This window comes from Alcaligenes sp. SORT26 (assembly GCF_017377875.1).
GTDB classification, from domain to species: Bacteria; Pseudomonadota; Gammaproteobacteria; order Burkholderiales; family Burkholderiaceae_B; genus Alcaligenes; species Alcaligenes parafaecalis.
The window spans coordinates 1,550,814-1,567,422 of the sequence record NZ_CP070975.1; the positions used below are offsets into that span (position 1 = coordinate 1,550,814).

General features: G+C 56.8%; 15 protein-coding genes. 8 read left to right on the forward strand and 7 right to left on the reverse strand.

Features of this window, described 5'->3' with window-relative positions; translation table 11 throughout:
* Positions 1-48: 48 nt before the first annotated feature.
* The 5 genes from JYG33_RS07230 to JYG33_RS07250 form a co-directional block, all read right to left on the reverse strand.
* On the reverse strand, positions 49-1,503 hold the full coding sequence (locus tag JYG33_RS07230) for a YdgA family protein (protein ID WP_207875312.1): 1,455 nt from the start codon (positions 1,501-1,503) through the stop codon (positions 49-51).
* 78 nt (positions 1,504-1,581) lie between these two features.
* Positions 1,582-2,457 (reverse strand): NAD(P)-dependent oxidoreductase, encoded by an 876-nt coding sequence (locus JYG33_RS07235; RefSeq protein ID WP_207875313.1) that lies wholly within the window; start codon positions 2,455-2,457, stop codon positions 1,582-1,584.
* Positions 2,458-2,573: 116 nt separating this feature from the next.
* Positions 2,574-3,221, reverse strand: a complete 648-nt coding sequence (gene maiA, locus JYG33_RS07240; RefSeq protein ID WP_207875314.1) for a maleylacetoacetate isomerase — start codon at positions 3,219-3,221, stop codon at positions 2,574-2,576.
* Positions 3,222-3,255: 34 nt separating this feature from the next.
* Complete coding sequence (gene ispH, locus JYG33_RS07245) at positions 3,256-4,227, reverse strand: 4-hydroxy-3-methylbut-2-enyl diphosphate reductase (RefSeq protein WP_207875315.1); 972 nt, start codon at positions 4,225-4,227, stop codon at positions 3,256-3,258.
* Positions 4,227-4,703, reverse strand: a complete 477-nt coding sequence (locus JYG33_RS07250; RefSeq protein ID WP_243430294.1) for an FKBP-type peptidyl-prolyl cis-trans isomerase — start codon at positions 4,701-4,703, stop codon at positions 4,227-4,229. The genes ispH and JYG33_RS07250 overlap by 1 nt, the downstream gene beginning before the upstream one ends.
* A 49-nt stretch (positions 4,704-4,752) precedes the next feature.
* On the opposite strand from JYG33_RS07250, the gene radC reads away from it, so the two are divergent.
* The 8 genes from radC (at position 4,753) to JYG33_RS07290 (ending at position 14,149) form a co-directional block, all read left to right on the forward strand.
* Entirely contained in the window at positions 4,753-5,424 is a 672-nt protein-coding gene (radC, locus tag JYG33_RS07255; protein WP_207875316.1) for a DNA repair protein RadC, read from the forward strand.
* Between the two features lie 86 nt (positions 5,425-5,510).
* The gene (locus tag JYG33_RS07260; protein ID WP_207875317.1) at positions 5,511-6,353 is read left to right on the forward strand and encodes a MurR/RpiR family transcriptional regulator; all 843 of its coding nucleotides are present in this window, start codon (positions 5,511-5,513) and stop codon (positions 6,351-6,353) included.
* Between the two features lie 311 nt (positions 6,354-6,664).
* Positions 6,665-8,083, forward strand: a complete 1,419-nt coding sequence (locus JYG33_RS07265) for an MFS transporter (protein ID WP_207875318.1) — start codon at positions 6,665-6,667, stop codon at positions 8,081-8,083.
* A 38-nt stretch (positions 8,084-8,121) separates the two neighbouring features.
* Positions 8,122-8,799: an aspartate/glutamate racemase family protein gene (locus JYG33_RS07270; RefSeq protein ID WP_207875319.1), complete on the forward strand. Its 678-nt coding sequence runs from the start codon at positions 8,122-8,124 to the stop codon at positions 8,797-8,799.
* Positions 8,800-8,833: 34 nt separating this feature from the next.
* Positions 8,834-10,159, forward strand: coding sequence for an MFS transporter (locus tag JYG33_RS07275; protein ID WP_207875320.1), 1,326 nt, complete (start codon positions 8,834-8,836; stop codon positions 10,157-10,159).
* A gap of 408 nt (positions 10,160-10,567) precedes the next feature.
* Positions 10,568-10,834, forward strand: a complete 267-nt coding sequence (locus tag JYG33_RS07280) for a type B 50S ribosomal protein L31 (protein WP_003802796.1) — start codon at positions 10,568-10,570, stop codon at positions 10,832-10,834.
* Positions 10,835-10,969: 135 nt separating this feature from the next.
* The gene (locus tag JYG33_RS07285; RefSeq protein ID WP_207875321.1) at positions 10,970-12,730 is read left to right on the forward strand and encodes a glycosyltransferase; all 1,761 of its coding nucleotides are present in this window, start codon (positions 10,970-10,972) and stop codon (positions 12,728-12,730) included.
* A 9-nt stretch (positions 12,731-12,739) separates the two neighbouring features.
* Complete coding sequence (locus JYG33_RS07290; protein WP_207875322.1) at positions 12,740-14,149, forward strand: MATE family efflux transporter; 1,410 nt, start codon at positions 12,740-12,742, stop codon at positions 14,147-14,149.
* 219 nt (positions 14,150-14,368) lie between these two features.
* Here JYG33_RS07290 and JYG33_RS07295 read toward each other — a convergent pair whose 3' ends face one another.
* The gene (locus JYG33_RS07295; RefSeq protein ID WP_207875323.1) at positions 14,369-15,646 is read right to left on the reverse strand and encodes a glycine betaine/L-proline ABC transporter ATP-binding protein; all 1,278 of its coding nucleotides are present in this window, start codon (positions 15,644-15,646) and stop codon (positions 14,369-14,371) included.
* Positions 15,643-16,500: a proline/glycine betaine ABC transporter permease gene (locus JYG33_RS07300; RefSeq protein WP_207875324.1), complete on the reverse strand. Its 858-nt coding sequence runs from the start codon at positions 16,498-16,500 to the stop codon at positions 15,643-15,645. Before JYG33_RS07300 ends, JYG33_RS07295 begins: the two co-directional genes overlap by 4 nt.
* Between the last annotated feature and the right edge of the window lie 109 nt (positions 16,501-16,609).

A 16,609-nucleotide genomic window follows, 5' to 3' on the forward strand; every position in this document is an offset into this window, starting at 1 on the left:
AAGCCCACCGAACTCGGTGGGCTTTACGCTGGACAAAGCCCAGACGAATTACATCATGCCCATCAGGACCAGACCAAGCAATTGCTCGGAGGTAAAGCGTTGGCCGTTGATGTCGAACACGCGGTCCTTGCCGTCGTACTTGATGGCAGTCGACACACCGTTTTCGTCATTCTTGAGCATCTTGGACTCAGCGTAAGGAGCCACAGCCGCATCCAGAATCATGTCCAGCATGGCGGCATTGCCTTCCTCAGCCGACATACCTTCAGCCTTGTCCATTTCGGTAGCCAGGTCACGCAGCATGGGCTTGGAAATCAACACATCCAGTTGAGCGGCAGGAATCGCTTCCACCCACAACTCTGGGCTTTCTTTCAGCTCTTGAAGGCTGGCGTTAGGCTTCTGGAAATCCATGCGCAAGGTCGCTTTGGACTCACCAGCCGCGGTGTACCAACGCAGTGGCTCAACGCGCAGAACAGGCTTGTTCTCCAGTGCTTGCAGAACCAGTTCCATCATTTTATCGGCGGTGGCCGAGTCTACGGAATCCAGATCGTTTTGCAGATTGGAATCAGAAACCAGCTTGGACAGAGCAGAAATGGCAGGAGCAGACACACGGTCAAAGCTCATGACCAGCTCAGCCGAACCCAGCTTGATCTTGTCTTCAAACACCAGATCGGACAATTGGTAGCTGATCTTGGTATCGCTGATGGAATCTTTGGTGACAGCGTCAGAGTTCAGTGCAATCTGCTTGAAGGTAATGCCATCGGTTTCAGCGGTTTGCATCTTGATGTTATCAACGCTCAGCTTGCCCACTTGGGTGCCGTTCACATTGATGTCACCATTTTGCTTGAAGTCCACCATAAAGTTGTCGGCTTCCAGCTTCAAGGGATCTGCGCTGATGTCATCCACAAACAACTTGGGGAAGCTGCCTGTCACAACAATATCTTTGCTCTTGCCACCGGCTTTGGTGCGCAACTGACCACCGCTGAAATCCACCTTGATTTCGTCGCCCTGGTGCTTGATGGCTTCAAAATGCATATTGGAATCGACGGCACCGTCAAAACCCACCAGGCTGTCAGCCCACAGAGGGGTCTTGTCGCCGGTCAGCTTGAACCAGCCTTCCGTGTCCTTGGTCTTGACCAGGGTGCTGTGCGACAAAGCGGCAACGGGGGTGAAGTTACCCAGTGCCAATGCCGACATGGGCAGTGGACCGTGGCTGATCTTGTCCTCGAAGGTCAACTCCAGAGGTTTCTCTTGAGCGTCAGCCGGTTTAACGGTGATGGTGTAGCGAGCGGTAGAGGAAAATACGCCACGTTGGTAGTCAACCACGTTCATGACGACCGACTCGTTCATTCCCATTTGCTGCAATTGTTCTGCGGCCAAGGTATTGAACTCGGCCACTTTACCGGACACCAGCGCTTCTGTTTTCTTGCCGGTGTACCAGGTTGAACCACCATATACGGCCGCTAACACGACAACCAGTGTGACTAGCCCTGTACTTTTCTTCATGACTTCCCTTTTGTAGACCTACAGTCCCAACTTCAAATAGCCGACATAATACCGAAACTAAGTTTGACTGATGGTAGTTTATTCCCCGTAATTGTAACTATTCACATGCGTAATGCGAGCGACATCTTCTTCGCCCAGGCCCAGACGATGGGCCGCACGATAGGTTTGCTGCGCGGCATGGGCCACCGGCATACTGGTGTGGCTGACACTGGCCAGCTCGGCCACGGTGTTCAAATCCTTCAACATCGTGTCTACCGACGCCTTGACTTGATTGTCTTGCACGGTCATGCGGGGCACGAACAATTGCAGCAGAACCGAATCGGCCCAGCCGCCACCCAGAGCTTCATTGATTTTGGACGCATCCACACCATTGTCATTGGCCAAGCTCAGCGCCTCGGCAATCGCGGTCAAGGTCGTCGCTACAATCGTCTGGTTGCATAACTTTGTTACTTGGCCAGCCCCTACCGCGCCCATCAAGGTGACGCGTTGCGAATACGCTGCCAGTACCGGGCGGACCTGATCCAACTGCGCCGCCTGCCCACCGACCATGATGGCCAGAGTACCCTGCTCGGCTCCACCTACCCCACCAGATACCGGCGCATCCAGCCAATGAGCTCCACACCGTTGTTGCAGTTGCGCCGCCATATCGCGAGTCGCCTGCGGCGGGATCGAAGAATGGTCCACCACAATACGCAAGGCTCCCGGCACACTGGCCAGACCTTGCTCGCCCAAAACAGTATCGTGCACCGCCTGAGCATCGAACACGCACAGGAATACGGCTTCACATTGCTGGGCCATTTGCGCTGGAGTATCACACCAGCTTGCTCCTGCTTCTAATAAGGCAAGCGCCTTGTCTTTGGAGCGATTCCAGATACTGACCTGATGACCCGCCCCCAACAAGCGACGCACCATCGGTTGACCCATACGACCCAAGCCACAAAAACCAATCTTCATGTTTTGTCCTTTACGCCTCCAGGCCGCCGCTTTAACGGCGATGAGGCAAGAAAAACCCGCCTGTCAGGCGGGTGGATTCCGGCTAGCCCCGCTTCGGGCCGCCCTCACGCTGGGCGTCAGGCCGCATCAGGCTGGCGGTCGGGAGCAGCTTCTTGAAACGCGGAGAGTTCCAGACATTTTTCTTCCACCGCCAACAGGCGAGGAAAAGCCGTCAGGTCGATCTCGAAGCGACGCGCATTGAACATCTGGGGAATCAGGCAGATCTCGGCAATACCGGGCGTATCACCAAAGATAAAATGCTGATCTCTCTTGCCATGACGCTGCACCAACGCTTCCAAGCCTTCCAGCCCCACCTTGACCCAGTGGCGATACCACTGGTTGCGGGCGTCTTCCTCAGCATGCAATTCGTTCTTCAAATACTGCAAGACACGCAGATTATTCAAAGGATGAATATCACACGCCACGGTTTGCGCCATGGAGCGTGCCCAGGCACGTTCAGCCGAGGCTTTGGGCAACAAAGGCAGCTCGGGATAGCGTTCGTCCAGATACTCCAGAATGGCCAGGGACTGGGTGATTATCAAACCATCATCATCCAGAGCGGGAAGCAATTGCACGGGATTGACCTGTACATACTCTGGCTGATGCTGCTGGCCGCCGTCTTTCAGCAGATGGACGGGTTTGATCTGATAGTCCAGACCCTTGAGGTTCAAACCAATCCGCACCCGGTAAGCGGCGGAACTGCGAAAGTAGCTATACAGAATCATCTTGTCTCCTGTCCACCCTGCAAAAATCGTTTTTTTATTTGTTCAGGCTTTCAATTTTGCGCGACAGCTCTCGGGGCAGCGGGAAGGCAATGTTTTCTTCCACACCATCCAGGGCTCGCACACGACCCACACCCAGTTCCTGCAAGCGTTGAATCACCTGATTGACCAGAACTTCCGGTGCCGAAGCACCTGCCGTCACGCCAACACGCTTTTTACCCACCAGCCAGGCCGGATCAATCATTTCCGGCTTATCCAGCAAATAGGCTTCCGCCCCCTTGCGTTCGGCTACTTCGCGCAAGCGATTGGAGTTGGAGCTGTTGGTACTGCCCACCACCAGGACCAGATCGCACTGAGGTGCCATGATCTTGACCGCATCCTGCCGGTTCTGTGTGGCGTAACAGATATCGCTTTTCTTGGGTTCCACGATATTGGGAAAGCGCTCGCGCAAGGCCTGGGCCACCACGGCGGCATCATCCACGGACAACGTGGTTTGCGTCACAAAAGCCAGCTTGTCCGGGTCTACAACAGTCAGCCGAGCCACATCTTCCGGCGTTTCCACCAGGTACATGCCGCCATCGGCCTGCCCCAGGGTGCCCTCGACTTCAGGATGCCCCACGTGACCGATCATGATGATTTCCCGGCCTTCGGCACGCATACGCGAGACTTCAATATGCACTTTGGTGACCAGCGGGCAGGTTGCATCGAACACTTGCAAACCACGCTGTGCGGCATCATCACGCACCTGACGCGACACGCCATGCGCCGAGAAAATCACAATGGCACCCGAGGGGGCTTCGTCCAGCTCTTTAATGAAGATCGCCCCCTTGTTGCGCAGGTCTTCGACCACGTAACGGTTATGAACGATCTCGTGACGCACATAAATCGGTGCGCCATGCAATTCCAAGGCACGCTCGACAATATCAATCGCGCGATCAACCCCAGCACAGAATCCACGGGGCTGGGCCAGAACAACCTCAGCGTTCTGAACAGGAGTAACTTGGCTCATTACAGAATCCCCAAAATATGAACATCCAGGCGCAAGGCCACACCCGCCAAGGGGTGGTTGAAATCAAACAAGGCAGTCTTGTCGTCAATTTCCTTGAGCACGCCCGAGTAACGGCTGCCATTCGGGGCGGCAAACTCCACCATATCACCGGGTACGAATTCCACACCTTCAGCAGCATTGGACGCCAGCATTTCGCGAGTGATGCGCTGCAAGAGGTCAGGGTTACGGGCGCCGTAGGCATCCTCCGGGGTGATGTCGAGCTGAAAGCGCTCGTCTTCACGGTGACCCAGCAATTGCTCTTCCATGCCAGGGGCCCACTGACCATTACCCATTTGCAAGGTCGCAGGACGGCCCGTAAAGGTATCCGCAAACACAGAGCCTGCCGCCGGGCCACTGGCCAGCTCTATACGATAGTGCAAAGTCAGGTAGGAATCCTGACGGACAATTCCAAGCTCGGAACTAGCAGAGTTACTCACGATCGCTCACTATAGAAAATCATTCAATTACCGCATTTTAGCGTTTCTTATGGTCACATCCACATTACGCCGCCAAGGGCCCCGTGAGCGCATGTTGGCGCACGGCCCTGCTTGTCTGACCACCCCTGAACTGCTGGGGATTGTGCTGCGCACCGGTACGCGTGGGCGCAATGCTGTCGAGCTGGGCCAGATGCTGCTGGAACATTTTAACGGACTCAAGGGATTATTATCGGCCGATGCGTCTGCACTGCGTCAGCTAGACGGAATCGGCCCGGCCAAATGCACGGAACTGTTGGTTATCCGGGAACTGCAACGACGCTGTGCCCTGGAATCACTAACCGGCCTGCCTGTCCTGAATCAGGCCGACAAGGTTCGCGAATACTGCCTGGCCCATATCGGACATTTGCCAGTGGAACACTGTCTGGCCCTGTTTCTGGATAATCAACTGCGCTTGATCTGTGCGGAAGAAATCAGCCGGGGAACCGTGAATCAGGCCTCGGTCTACCCGCGGGAGATTTTGCGTGCTGCCCTGCGCCACCATAGCTGCGCCATTATTCTCGCTCATAACCATCCTTCCGGGGCCGCCCACCCCAGCGCGTCCGACATACGGCTGACCCGTCATATCCGTCAGGCTCTGGCTTTGGTGGATATTCGTTTGCTTGATCACATCATCGTCACGCCCAGCGAAACTGTCTCCATGGCCGAACGCGGTGATCTGTAAGCCAGAAGGGCCAGCCGGTTTTTTGATACAGTTCGGTGAGCTTCCCCGTAAAATCCAGAACACACCCAAGCCGAGCACGGAGCGCCATGTCTGATACCGCCGTGAAGTCCTTTGTTGGACGCGTACGCGATATTCTTCACGATCTATCCCCCTCAGAACGACGTCTGGCGGAGTTCGCCCTGGACTTCCCGGGCGATCTGGCGGGCTATACCGCTTCCGAACTGTCTACCCTGGCCAATGTCTCCAACGCCACGGTTACCCGTTTCATCCGGCGCCTGGGCTATGCCAACTACGAAGCTGCCCGCAAGCAAGTACGTTCTGAAAAGAATGCGGGTTCGCCACTGCTCCTGGCGGCCACCGAGACGGAGGCCGGACGCTCACTGGCCACACACCTGCAGCAAAGCCAGAATAATCTGGCCTCAACCTACCGGCGCATCCCCGAAGCGCTGCTACAGGAAATTGCCCAGGCTATTTTGGGCGCACGCAAAGTCTGGGTGCTCGGGTTTCGATCCAGCCACGCGCTGGCCAGCTACTTTCGCTGGCAAATGCTGCAAATCGTGCCCGAAGCCCAACTTATCCCCGGCCCCGGGGAGACCATGGGCGAGCATCTGGCAGGCATACAGGCAGACGATGTCGTGGTGATCTTTGCGCTGCGCCGTCGCGTACGCAGCATGGATCAGCTCATCGAGCAAATAGCCCAGCTCAACCCGAATGTGCTGCATATCAGCGATCAGCTCAGCCCGGAAAAAAGCGCCTGCCGCTGGACCTTGCGCTGTGATGTCCAATCGCCCGGCGTGCTGGATAACCACGTGGCCGTTATTGGTCTGTGCCATTTGATCCTCAGCCAGGTCATGGACCAGGCCGGTCCTGCCGGACGCCGCCATCTGGGTATGGTAGAAGCCTTTCACGACAGCTTTCTGGAGCTGTAGGTCGCCCTACGGGCCCCACAAGACCGCGCAAACAACAAGCGCAAGGGCAAGGAAACACGCTGGGGACAACATCCGGGGCAAGAACAATCGCCGCCCATTCAAGGAATCAAATAAGGATCATACGTAAAACGCGATGATCCTTATTTTATTAAAAAACCTTAAATATCAACAACCTGGAAAGCACCCCACCGATTCTGCAAAATCTTTCTCGTTTACCCTAGTATTGAAAATATTTTTTCATATCAATAATTACTGAAAAAATAATGTTGGGAGACGGACGTGCCATACACGTCCTGAAACGAGGAGAAACCATGTCTAGCACCCGTCAAACCTTGCCTGCTGATGCAGAGCAGGCGCAGGCCAGTTCTACGGCCAACCATCATACGGTTCAGCAGCAATTGGAAAATTCGCTGGAAACCATTGGTGTCACCCATTCGCACCGCAAGGTGCTGGCCCTGATTTTGCTGGGCGTGCTGTTTGACGTGCTGGAGCAAAATGCCGTGGGTCTGGTCGGCCCCCTCCTGCAGGAACACTGGGGCCTGACGCCTCGCGATGTCGGGTTTCTGAACACCCTGACCTTCGCTGCCGCTGCTCTGGGACGTCTGCTGTCCGGCTATATCGCGGATCACTATGGTCGACGCGTGATGCTGACTATCAATCTGGCTCTGTTTACCTTGGGTGCACTGATCTGCGCCCTGGCCCCCAGCTACGGGATTCTGGGCCTGGGCCGTGTGATTGTGGGCTTTGGCCTGGGGGGCGAGATTTCCATTGCCGTCACCATGCTGGCCGAGTTCTGCTCCTCTCGTTTTCGCGGCACCGCCGTGGGCACGATTAACGTGGCAGGCGGCGGTTTGGGCAATATGCTGGCTCCCGCTTTCGGGCTACTGGTTTTTACACTCTTTCCCGGCCCGGAAAGCTGGCGCTGGGTATTTGGCCTGCTGGTCATGCCCGCCTTCATGGTCTTGTTCTATCGCCGCTACATTCCCGAAACACCACGCTTTCTGGTGTCCCAGGGGCGTATTGAGGAAGCCAATCAGGTTCTGAATATCCTGGCCTCGGGCAAACTGGGCCGCCATGTCGCCAATCCCTATCCGTATTTGCACAGTGGACCTCAGGCACAGAAAGCAGAGCGCGTACGTTTGAGCGAGATCTTCCAAGGTCCTCTGGCCATGCGCACTCTGGTTACCGGCATTGCGGTCTGCATGACCTACGGCGCACAACTGACGGTTCTAACGCTGATGCCGACTCTGCTGGTAGAGCAAGGGCACTCTTTGGTGAAAAGCTATACCTTCACCATCCTGATGCAGTCCGGCAGTTTGCTGGGCGCCTTGACCGCCTCTTATCTGGGTTCCCGTGTTCCCCGCAAACGCGTGTTCACCATCGGCGCCCTGCTGGCCTGCGCCAGTGGTCTGGCCTTCGGCTTTCTCAGTTTCAACATCTATTTAGTACTGCTGTTTGGCGCAGCCTTCCAGTTCTGCGTGCTGCTGCTGAATACGACGATCTGGATTTTCTCCCCCGAGCTGTATCCCACCCGAGTCCGTGCCTTTGGAACCGCCTTCATTCTGGCACTAGGAACGCTGGCGGGTGCATTTGTGCCCACCCTGAGCGGCTGGGTACTGGAAAGCTACGGCGTGGCAGGCATGTTCACGTTAATGGCGGGTATGTATGTCACCTTTGCCGCCGTTTTGCAGCTAGCGCCCGAAACCTTTGGCCGCCCGCTGGATACCTGATTTCACTTGATAAGCCGTGTTTCTGCGGCCCTGTATTTATGTCTCATACCGTACTGCTCATCAATCCCAATACTTCCCGTCCCACTACGGACATGATGGTCGCGCTTGCCCAGGCCTGCTTCACCAGCCTGAAGCGCGACGATATCCGGGTCCGGGGGCTAACCGCCCCCGAAGGACCAGCCATGTTGACCGAAATGGATGAACTGGAACAGGCCGCTGCCATCGCTGAACACCCACTGGTATTGGCCCAGGCACAGGACTCGGATGGCGTCATCGTCGGCGCTTTTGGTGATCCTGGCCTGCAGACTCTGGCAGAGCAGGTCTCTGTCCCGGTGATAGGCATAGGCCAGGCCTCCATGATGCAAGCCGCCCGCGCTGGCTCCCCTTTTGGTATCGCCACCACCACGCCCGGCCTGGAGCCATCCATTCTGGAACAGGTCCAGCGTTACGGCTGGGCCGAGCAATTCTCGGGCCTGCGTCTGACAGCGACAGCCCCGCTGGATCTGGCCCAAGCACCCCGGCGTCAGGATCAGGAGCTGGAAGACAGTGTGCTGGCCTGTATCCAGAAAGACGGAGCCCGTGCCGTGATCATCGGTGGCGGCCCCCTGGCGCAAAGCGCCCAAGCCTTGCAAAGCAAGCTGGCCGTTCCCGTCATCAACCCAATTATTGCTGCCTGCGAGCTGATGGCCGAGCGCCTGCCTCCAGATCAGCCTTAAGACGCTGTACCCACAACAAAAAAGGAGAAGCCCCATGACAAGCAGTATCCCCGTGGACGATGCCCGTGCCTCGCCCGCCAGCAAAAAAGAACTGGATCAGATCTACAAGAAAGTGATGTGGCGCATTTTGCCCTTCATCTTTTTGCTATGGATGCTGGCCTGGATCGACAGGCTCAATATTGGTTTTGCCAAACTGCAAATGCAGCCCGAGCTGGGCTTTTCCGAAACGGTTTACGGCATAGGCGCCGGTATTTTCTTTCTGGGTTACTTCTTTTTTGAAGTCCCCAGCAACTGGCTGCTGCTGCGTATTGGCGCACGCAAGACGCTGGCCCGTATCGCCTTTGGCTGGGGCCTGATCTGCGTGCTGATGATGTTCACCAAAACAGCCGCCTATTTTTATGTGATGCGCTTTTTGCTGGGCGCCTTTGAAGCCGGTTTTCAGCCCGGCGTGCTGCTGTTCCTGACCTTCTGGTTTCCGGCCCATCGCCGTGCCAAGGCCTTTGCGGTGTTCATTTCCGCCTCCGCCGTTGCCTCTGTCATTGGTGCCCCGCTGGCGGGCTTGATCATGACCCGCCTGCATGGCGTCAATGACTGGTCCGGTTGGCAATGGTTGTTCCTGCTGGAAGGTCTGCCCACAATTTTTGCAGGCATTCTGGCTGTGATCTTCATTGTGGATAGCCCGGAAAAAGCCAGTTGGCTCAGCCAGCGGGAAAAAGACCTGATCAAAGAAGAGCTGGCCCTGGATGCCAAGGCCGCAGGCCCACGCGAACACAGTTTCAAGAAAGCCTTGGGCAATCGTGATCTGTGGACGCTGACCATGATGTTCTTTGGCATTGTGGCCGCCAACTCCACCCTGGCCTTTTTTGCGCCTACGCTGGTACGCTCGCTGGGCCCAAGCGATCCCCTGCACGTCGGGCTATTGGTGGGGCTGGTCTATGTGTTTGGAGCCATTTTCCAACTGGCACTGGGCTTTAGCGCCGACCGTCGCCGCGAAGCACGCTTGCATACGGGCATTCCGGTCATCATCGGGGCCATTGGTCTGGCCGGTGTGGGCCTGTTCCTGGGCAATAACACGCCTATGGCCTTCATCAGCCTGATTATTGCCGTGTCTGGCACCATGGGTTGTATCCCGGTGTACTGGCAATTGCCTAATGCGGTGCTGGCGGGTTCGGCAGCCGCGATTGGCGTGGCCTTCATCAACTCGGTCGCCAACCTGGCAGGCTTTGGGGCGCCCTTTATGTTAGGTGCGCTGAAAGACTCCAGCGGCAATTTCCAAAGTGGTCTGTGGATTATTGCTGCACTGGAACTGGCGGTAGGTATCTGGATTCTGTCTTTCCGCAAGCGCAATGTAGCGGGCTGATTTTCCAGGAGCCCGCACTTGAGTCACACCCTGAAACCTGATCAAGACCCAGGTTTCAGGGTGTTTTCTTATTGTCGAAAATGCCGGGCGTGCTACGGTTTCCCACGCTTTGTAGCGTGGCATCACGGTCTTTACCCCCGTCCTGTTGCACTTGTGCACCGCTTTTACGGAGTTTTCTTTGAAAAGCGGTGGCTCGATGCTAAAATCTCAGGCTTCATCGGATACGTGGCAAAAAGTCTTTAGGCATTATTCAATCGGGCAGGATGTAAAAACCCAAACTCGGTTAAAAAAACAGCCCTCTAGCTTTTTAGTGCCGGTATTTACAAGATTTGAAATCTGCGTGTGCAGCTTTGTTTTTGTAAATACATGCCTTGCTGGCGGTCCTTATTTGTCAAAACAGGAATCATCATGAAAGAAGGCATTCACCCAGAATACCGTGACGTGGTGTTTCTGGACCTGCAAACGGGCAACTCCTTTATCACCCGTTCCACTGTCCAGACTCGCGAAACCACCGAAAAAGACGGTAAGACCTACCCACTGTTCAAGTGTGACGTGACGTCCGAGTCGCACCCCTTCTATACGGGCGCTCAAACCCGTATCGTGGAAACTGGCCGCGTTGAAAAATTCCGCGCCCGTTTTGCCCGTACGGCTGGTACCGTCAAGAAAGGCGAATAAGCTCTCTTTCTCGGCATACCGCGTTCAGCGCAAAAAAGGCAGCTTCGGCTGCCTTTTTTTTAGCGTACATTTCCCGGCCAAGGCGCCCCCTTTGCATTAAGATAGGGCGAATCAACAGACTGTTTTACCCTAGACGTGTCATCCAGCCTCATACCCACCTCCACCCCTGCCCGCCTGACTGCTACCGCTGCTGTCAAACTTCCCCGACTTGTCCTGCTTGTCGTAGGGACCATTTACATTCTTGCGGGTCTGTTTTTCCGTGATCCCTGGAAGGCAGACGATGTCATCGGGCTAGCCACCATGCTGACCGCCTTGTCTGATCCCAGCGGTCAAGCTTTGCTGTTGCCGCAGGTGGGCGATCTGGCGCATGCCCAGGATGGGCCGCTGACAACCTGGCTGGGTGCCCTGTTCATTACGCTGTTTGCCCCCGCCCTGAAACTGTTTACCTCCGAGCTGAACGCCAATATTGTGGCGTCCCGCCTGCCCAATCTGCTGTGGTTCAGCATGCTGGCGGCCTCGGTCTGGCATAGCGCCTACTGGCTGGCCCGTCGCCCGGAAGCCCAACCCTTACGTCTGCCCTTTGGGGGCGAGCCCTCGCCCACGGCCTATGGGCGCATGATTGCCGACGCCACCTTGCTGCTGACGGTAGCCACGGTCGGCATTATCTGGCGCATGCACGAGACCTCGGAAGTGCCTGCCATCATTGCCTTCCAGGCACTGGCCCTGTACAGCCTGGTGCGCATGTTTGACCGCCCGGCTTCAGGTGCAATCCTGCTGGGCCTGTCTCTGGGCGCCTGCTTTCTGACCCGTGGCTGGCTGGGCGCTGGCCCCATCATGCTGGCCACTGTACTGTGCTTTATTCCACGCGGCCCCTTGCGCCAGCACAGCCAATGGCTGGCCTTGAGCGCCGTGCTGACACTGGCCATCATCATGGCCTGGTGGATTCCGGCCAAACGCGTCAGCGTGTACTGGACCGAACAATGGCGTCTGTGGCATCTGGCCGCCTGGGGCTGGGCCGGTTTCAAAGAACAACTGGATAATCTGCGCGACCTGCTGTGGTTCTTGTGGCCCACCTGGCCCCTGGCCCTGCTGGCGCTGTGGCAATGGCGTAGCTGGTTCAAGGCGCCCCATATTTATGTACCGGCCATCAGCTTTATCGTGCCCTTGATCAGCCTGCTGTTCATGCGCGATGCCTTCGAGCCGGAATACGCGCTGCTGGTCGTGCCTTGCGCTATCCTGGCCGCGTTCTCGCTGCCTACGCTGCGCCGTGGCGTCATCAATACGCTGGACTGGTTTGCCATCATGTGCTTTTCGCTGACGGCCACTACCGTCTGGCTGGGCTGGATTGCTCAGCAAACCGGCTGGCCACGTCAGATCTCGCACAATATTGCTCGCCAGACTCAGGGTTACGACACCTTTATTTCCTGGCCGGTCATGATTATTGCGGTGCTGGGCACGCTAGCCTGGATCTCGCTGGTGCGCTGGCGTCTGTCCACCAACCCTCCCGGCTTGCTGCGTGGCACTGTCTTGTCGGCGGGCGGCCTGATTACGACCTGGCTTTTGCTGGTCACGCTGTGGATGCCCTCGCTGGACTACGTGCGTAGTTACCGCGACGTCTCTGGCGAGTTGTCCGCCGCCCTGCGCGAACACAAGCAGCCCGGCGAATGCCTGCGCTCCTGGGGCCTGGGCTCGGGTCAACGCGCTTCCTTCCTGGTGTTCAACAACATCAACATCAATTTCGACAACCGCTGCTCTTTGGTGCTGGAACAGTTCTCCCTGCGCGACCTGCAAGATGGCAAGGCCCCCATTCCCGACAATGCGGTCCAGCTCTGGCAAGGCAAACGTGGGCCAGATCGTCACGAGGCTTTCCGTCTGCTGCGAGTACAAGCTCAGTAAGTTTCAATCATGTCCTCCGCGTTTTATCACAACTGGAAAAGCCAGGCAGGCCGAATCCTGCGCCAGGCTTGGCCTGTGCTGGTCGGCTCCTGGGCCGGTATCGCCTTCGGTGTCCTGGACACCGTCATGGTCGGCCACAGCAGCCCGATCGACCTGCAGGCCATGGGCCTGGGCGTTTCCATCTACATCACCGTCTTTATTGGCTTGATGGGCGTTATCCATGCCCTGATTCCTATCATTGCGCAGCAATTTGGCGCGCGCCGCCTGACTGAAGTGGGCCGCTGGTGGGGGCAAGGCGTATGGCTGGCCTTTTTGCTGACCCTGATCGGCACCCTGGCGCTGGCTTTTCCCAATATATGGCTAAGCTGGTCGGGCGACTTAAGCCCCGAGGTGCATGACCGGGTTACCTGGTATTTGCGCAGCCTGATTCTGGCCCTGCCCGCCGCCTTGGTATTCCGAACGATTTATTGCCTGGGCACGGCGACCTCTCGCCCCAAGGCCGTGATGCTGATCAATCTGTTTAGCGTGGCTTTCAAAGCCCTGTTCAACTGGGTGCTGATTTTCGGGAAATTCGGTTTACCAGCCATGGGGGCCGTAGGCTCGGGCCTGGCGACCACCCTGGTGTCCTGGCTGATGCTGGCCGCAGGCTTGTGGCTGCTGCGCGCCGACCGCTACTACAAACCCTTTACGCTGCGACTGGGCCTGCCTAACTGGGCGGCACAGAAAGAACTGCTGCGTCTGGGGCTGCCTATGGGCGGCTCCTACCTGATCGAGATCTGCGCCTTCAGCTTCATGGCCTTGCTGGTTGCCCGTGAGGGGGTCTTTGCTTCCGGGGCTCACCAGATCATGGCCAATCTGGCTGCAGTCTGCTTTATGGTGCCGATGGCCGTGGGGGTTGCTGCCGCGTCGGTGAGCGCACAGGCGATTGGTGCGGGGCAATATCATCGCGCCCGGCAGGTAGGGATGTTGAGCCTGGCTATTGTGCTGGCAGGGGTCACCCTGACTATCACCCTGCTGGTTCTGCTGCGCCCGACCCTGGCCAATGCCTATACCGACGATGCTGATGTGGCACTGCGTGCTTTACTCCTGCTGCAACTGCTGCCTTTCTTCCACTTTTTTGATGCCTTCCAGTGTCTGATTTCTTATTTGCTGCGGGCTTATAAAGTGGCTTTTGTCCCTATGCTGCTGCAATTTTTTGCCTTGAGCGTGCTGGGTCTGGGCGGCGGCTGGTGGCTAGGCTTTGGACCTGCTGCCGGATCGCTGGAAGGTGTGATTCAGTGGCTGGCACCGGGAGCACCTGTGGGCGCTGCCAGCTTGTGGACCATGTCCAGCCTGGGACTGGGAGCTTCGGCCTTGCTGCTGCTGTTCTGGTACAGCCACATTCTGCGTATCTACAATCCAGCAAGGCGCAAGACTTAGCAATAAGCAAGACCAAGGCACTGGCATTCGCTCAGTTCAGGGCAGACTCAAATGTCCAGATGCTGACCACCCTGTGCCCTTTTGCTCTTTGCTCTTTGCTCAGCATCAAGAGCCTAAGACCAAAATAGGGCAAACCCTCAAAGCGTAAACATATAAAAAAACGGGACCAGTTAAATAACTGGTCCCGTTTTCTTTATCGCCTTATCAAGACAAGTAAGCTCAGGCAGCAGGTTTACTGCCTTCAATCGCTTCCAAAATCTTGGCGGTATCCTCCGGAGCCGACTCTGCAGCCGCATCCGGCGACTGCTCAACCGCATCAATCAGTGGGCTGACCAGGTCCACCACCTTGCTGCGTGAGAGCAAGCCCAGGAACTCATCGTTCTCACCCGTCACGGCCAAAGGCTCGCTGCTGCGCAACAATTGCCCCAGGATTTCATCCAGGCCCATGGTGGCGGGAACCGAACTCATTTCATCCACAAAGCCGGAAATATCCCGAGCGCCTTGCTGCACCGCTTCTTGAGCACTCGCACGCATCAGCACACCGGCCAGCCGCTTGCCATCGAGCACCGGCGCATAACGCACACCCCGCTCGCTCAAGCGCTCCAGCGCATGGACAGCGCGGGTACGCATGGTGAACGTCAGCGTCTTGCTGGAATCGCGCACCGCATGGGCTGCATTCAACACTTTGCTACGGTTCACATCCTGCAAGAAGGCCTGCACATAATCACTAGCGGGCGACAGCAGAATATCTTCGGGCGAACCTTCCTGGATCAGCTCGCCATCCTTCAAGATGGCAATCCGGTTACCCAGACGCAAGGCTTCATCCAGATCATGCGTAATAAACACGATGGTCTTGTTCAGACGGGCTTGCAACTCCAGCAACTGATCCTGCATTTCACGTCGAATCAGCGGGTCCAGGGCGGAGAAGGCCTCATCCATCAAGAGGATGTCCGCATCGGTCGCCAAGGCTCGCGCCAGGCCCACACGCTGCTGCATACCGCCAGACAGTTGATGAGGATACTGATTCTCGAAGCCTTGCAGGCCCACCTGCTCCAGCCAGTACGTGGCTTTTTCCTCGCGGGCCGCACGGCCCATGCCCTGTACTTGCAAGCCATACGCGGCGTTTTCCAGTACGGTGCGATGCGGGAACAAGCCAAAGCGCTGAAAGACCATGCTGATTTTTTGCTGACGAAACTGCATCAAGGCCTTGCAGTCCAGGCTCATGACGTCCACATCATCAACCAGAATTTGCCCTGCCGTCGGTTCAATCAGACGGTTGAAGTGGCGAATCAAGGTGGACTTGCCCGAACCGGACAAACCCATGATGACGTAGATACTGCCATGCTCGATGGACAGGCTGATGTCACGCAAGCCCAGCGTATGACCGCTTTTTGCCAGCAGTTCATCCTTGCGCACACCGTTGCGGGCCTCTTCCAGCCAGCGCTCGGGTTGCGAACCAAAGATCTTGTAGATATTGCGGACTTCAATCTTGCTCATGCGGCCTCCCGGGTCTGAAAGCGACGACCGAATTCTTGCGTGATACGGTCAAACAAGATAGCCAACAGCACAATCCCTAAACCAGCCATCAGACCACGGCCTACTTGCAGGCGGTTAATGCCTTGCAGCACTTCGTAGCCCAGACCCCGCACACCGATCATGGAGGCGATCACCACCATAGCCAGTGCCATCATGGTTGTCTGGTTGATACCGGCCATGATGTTGGGCATGGCCAAAGGCAATTGCACGCCGTAGAGCTGCTGCCAACGGTTGGAACCGAAGGAGCGCGAGGCTTCCAGCACTTCACTGTCGACCAGGCGTATACCCAGATCGGTCAGACGAATCACCGGGGCAATGGCGTAGATAATGGTGGCAATCAAGGCGGCGATCTTGCCCAGATTGAACAGCATCACTACCGGGATCAAATACACAAAGCTAGGCATAGTTTGCATCACGTCCAGGATCGGCATCATGATGCGGCGCAGCCAGTTGAAGCTGGCCATCAGCAGACCTAGCGGTATACCTATCAGGACAGACAAGAAGACGGCCACGATCATCAGCGCCAGGGTCTGCATGGCCGCATCCCACAGGCCGATCAAGCCGATGACAAACAACATGGCACCCATGGCTACGGAAAACAGGACGCGGCGGCTGGCAGCCCAGCCCAGCACGACCACCACCAGCACGACGGCCCACCAAGGGCTGCTGCGCAGGATGGACTCCATGAACACCAGCATATCCAGCAAAGGCTGGGTCATCGCCCGCAAGGTACTGGAATAGTTGGCAACCAGATCACCCACGAACTGATCGATGGGCAAACGTAAGGCGCGCGGATCAATCAACTCAGGAAACATAAAAAACACTCCGTAAAACTCGTGCATGCAGCGCGGGCTTGTGGCCCGGCCATGATCCTGCCGACCACACGGTGGCCAGGCAGAAAAGCGAGGTACGGCTCAGTGCCCG

Excerpts from the sequence above, each read along its gene's own strand:
- JYG33_RS07230 (WP_207875312.1), bottom strand. The coding sequence starts at position 1,503 with ATGAAGAAAAGTACAGGGCTAGTCACACTGGTTGTCGTGTTAGCGGCC.
- JYG33_RS07235 (WP_207875313.1), bottom strand. The coding sequence starts at position 2,457 with ATGAAGATTGGTTTTTGTGGCTTGGGTCGTATGGGTCAACCGATGGTG.
- maiA (WP_207875314.1), bottom strand. The coding sequence starts at position 3,221 with ATGATTCTGTATAGCTACTTTCGCAGTTCCGCCGCTTACCGGGTGCGG.
- ispH (WP_207875315.1), bottom strand. The coding sequence starts at position 4,227 with ATGAGCCAAGTTACTCCTGTTCAGAACGCTGAGGTTGTTCTGGCCCAG.
- radC (WP_207875316.1), top strand. The coding sequence starts at position 4,753 with ATGGTCACATCCACATTACGCCGCCAAGGGCCCCGTGAGCGCATGTTG.
- JYG33_RS07260 (WP_207875317.1), top strand. The coding sequence starts at position 5,511 with ATGTCTGATACCGCCGTGAAGTCCTTTGTTGGACGCGTACGCGATATT.
- JYG33_RS07265 (WP_207875318.1), top strand. The coding sequence starts at position 6,665 with ATGTCTAGCACCCGTCAAACCTTGCCTGCTGATGCAGAGCAGGCGCAG.
- JYG33_RS07270 (WP_207875319.1), top strand. The coding sequence starts at position 8,122 with ATGTCTCATACCGTACTGCTCATCAATCCCAATACTTCCCGTCCCACT.
- JYG33_RS07275 (WP_207875320.1), top strand. The coding sequence starts at position 8,834 with ATGACAAGCAGTATCCCCGTGGACGATGCCCGTGCCTCGCCCGCCAGC.
- JYG33_RS07280 (WP_003802796.1), top strand. The coding sequence starts at position 10,568 with ATGAAAGAAGGCATTCACCCAGAATACCGTGACGTGGTGTTTCTGGAC.
- JYG33_RS07290 (WP_207875322.1), top strand. The coding sequence starts at position 12,740 with ATGTCCTCCGCGTTTTATCACAACTGGAAAAGCCAGGCAGGCCGAATC.
- JYG33_RS07295 (WP_207875323.1), bottom strand. The coding sequence starts at position 15,646 with ATGAGCAAGATTGAAGTCCGCAATATCTACAAGATCTTTGGTTCGCAA.
- JYG33_RS07300 (WP_207875324.1), bottom strand. The coding sequence starts at position 16,500 with ATGTTTCCTGAGTTGATTGATCCGCGCGCCTTACGTTTGCCCATCGAT.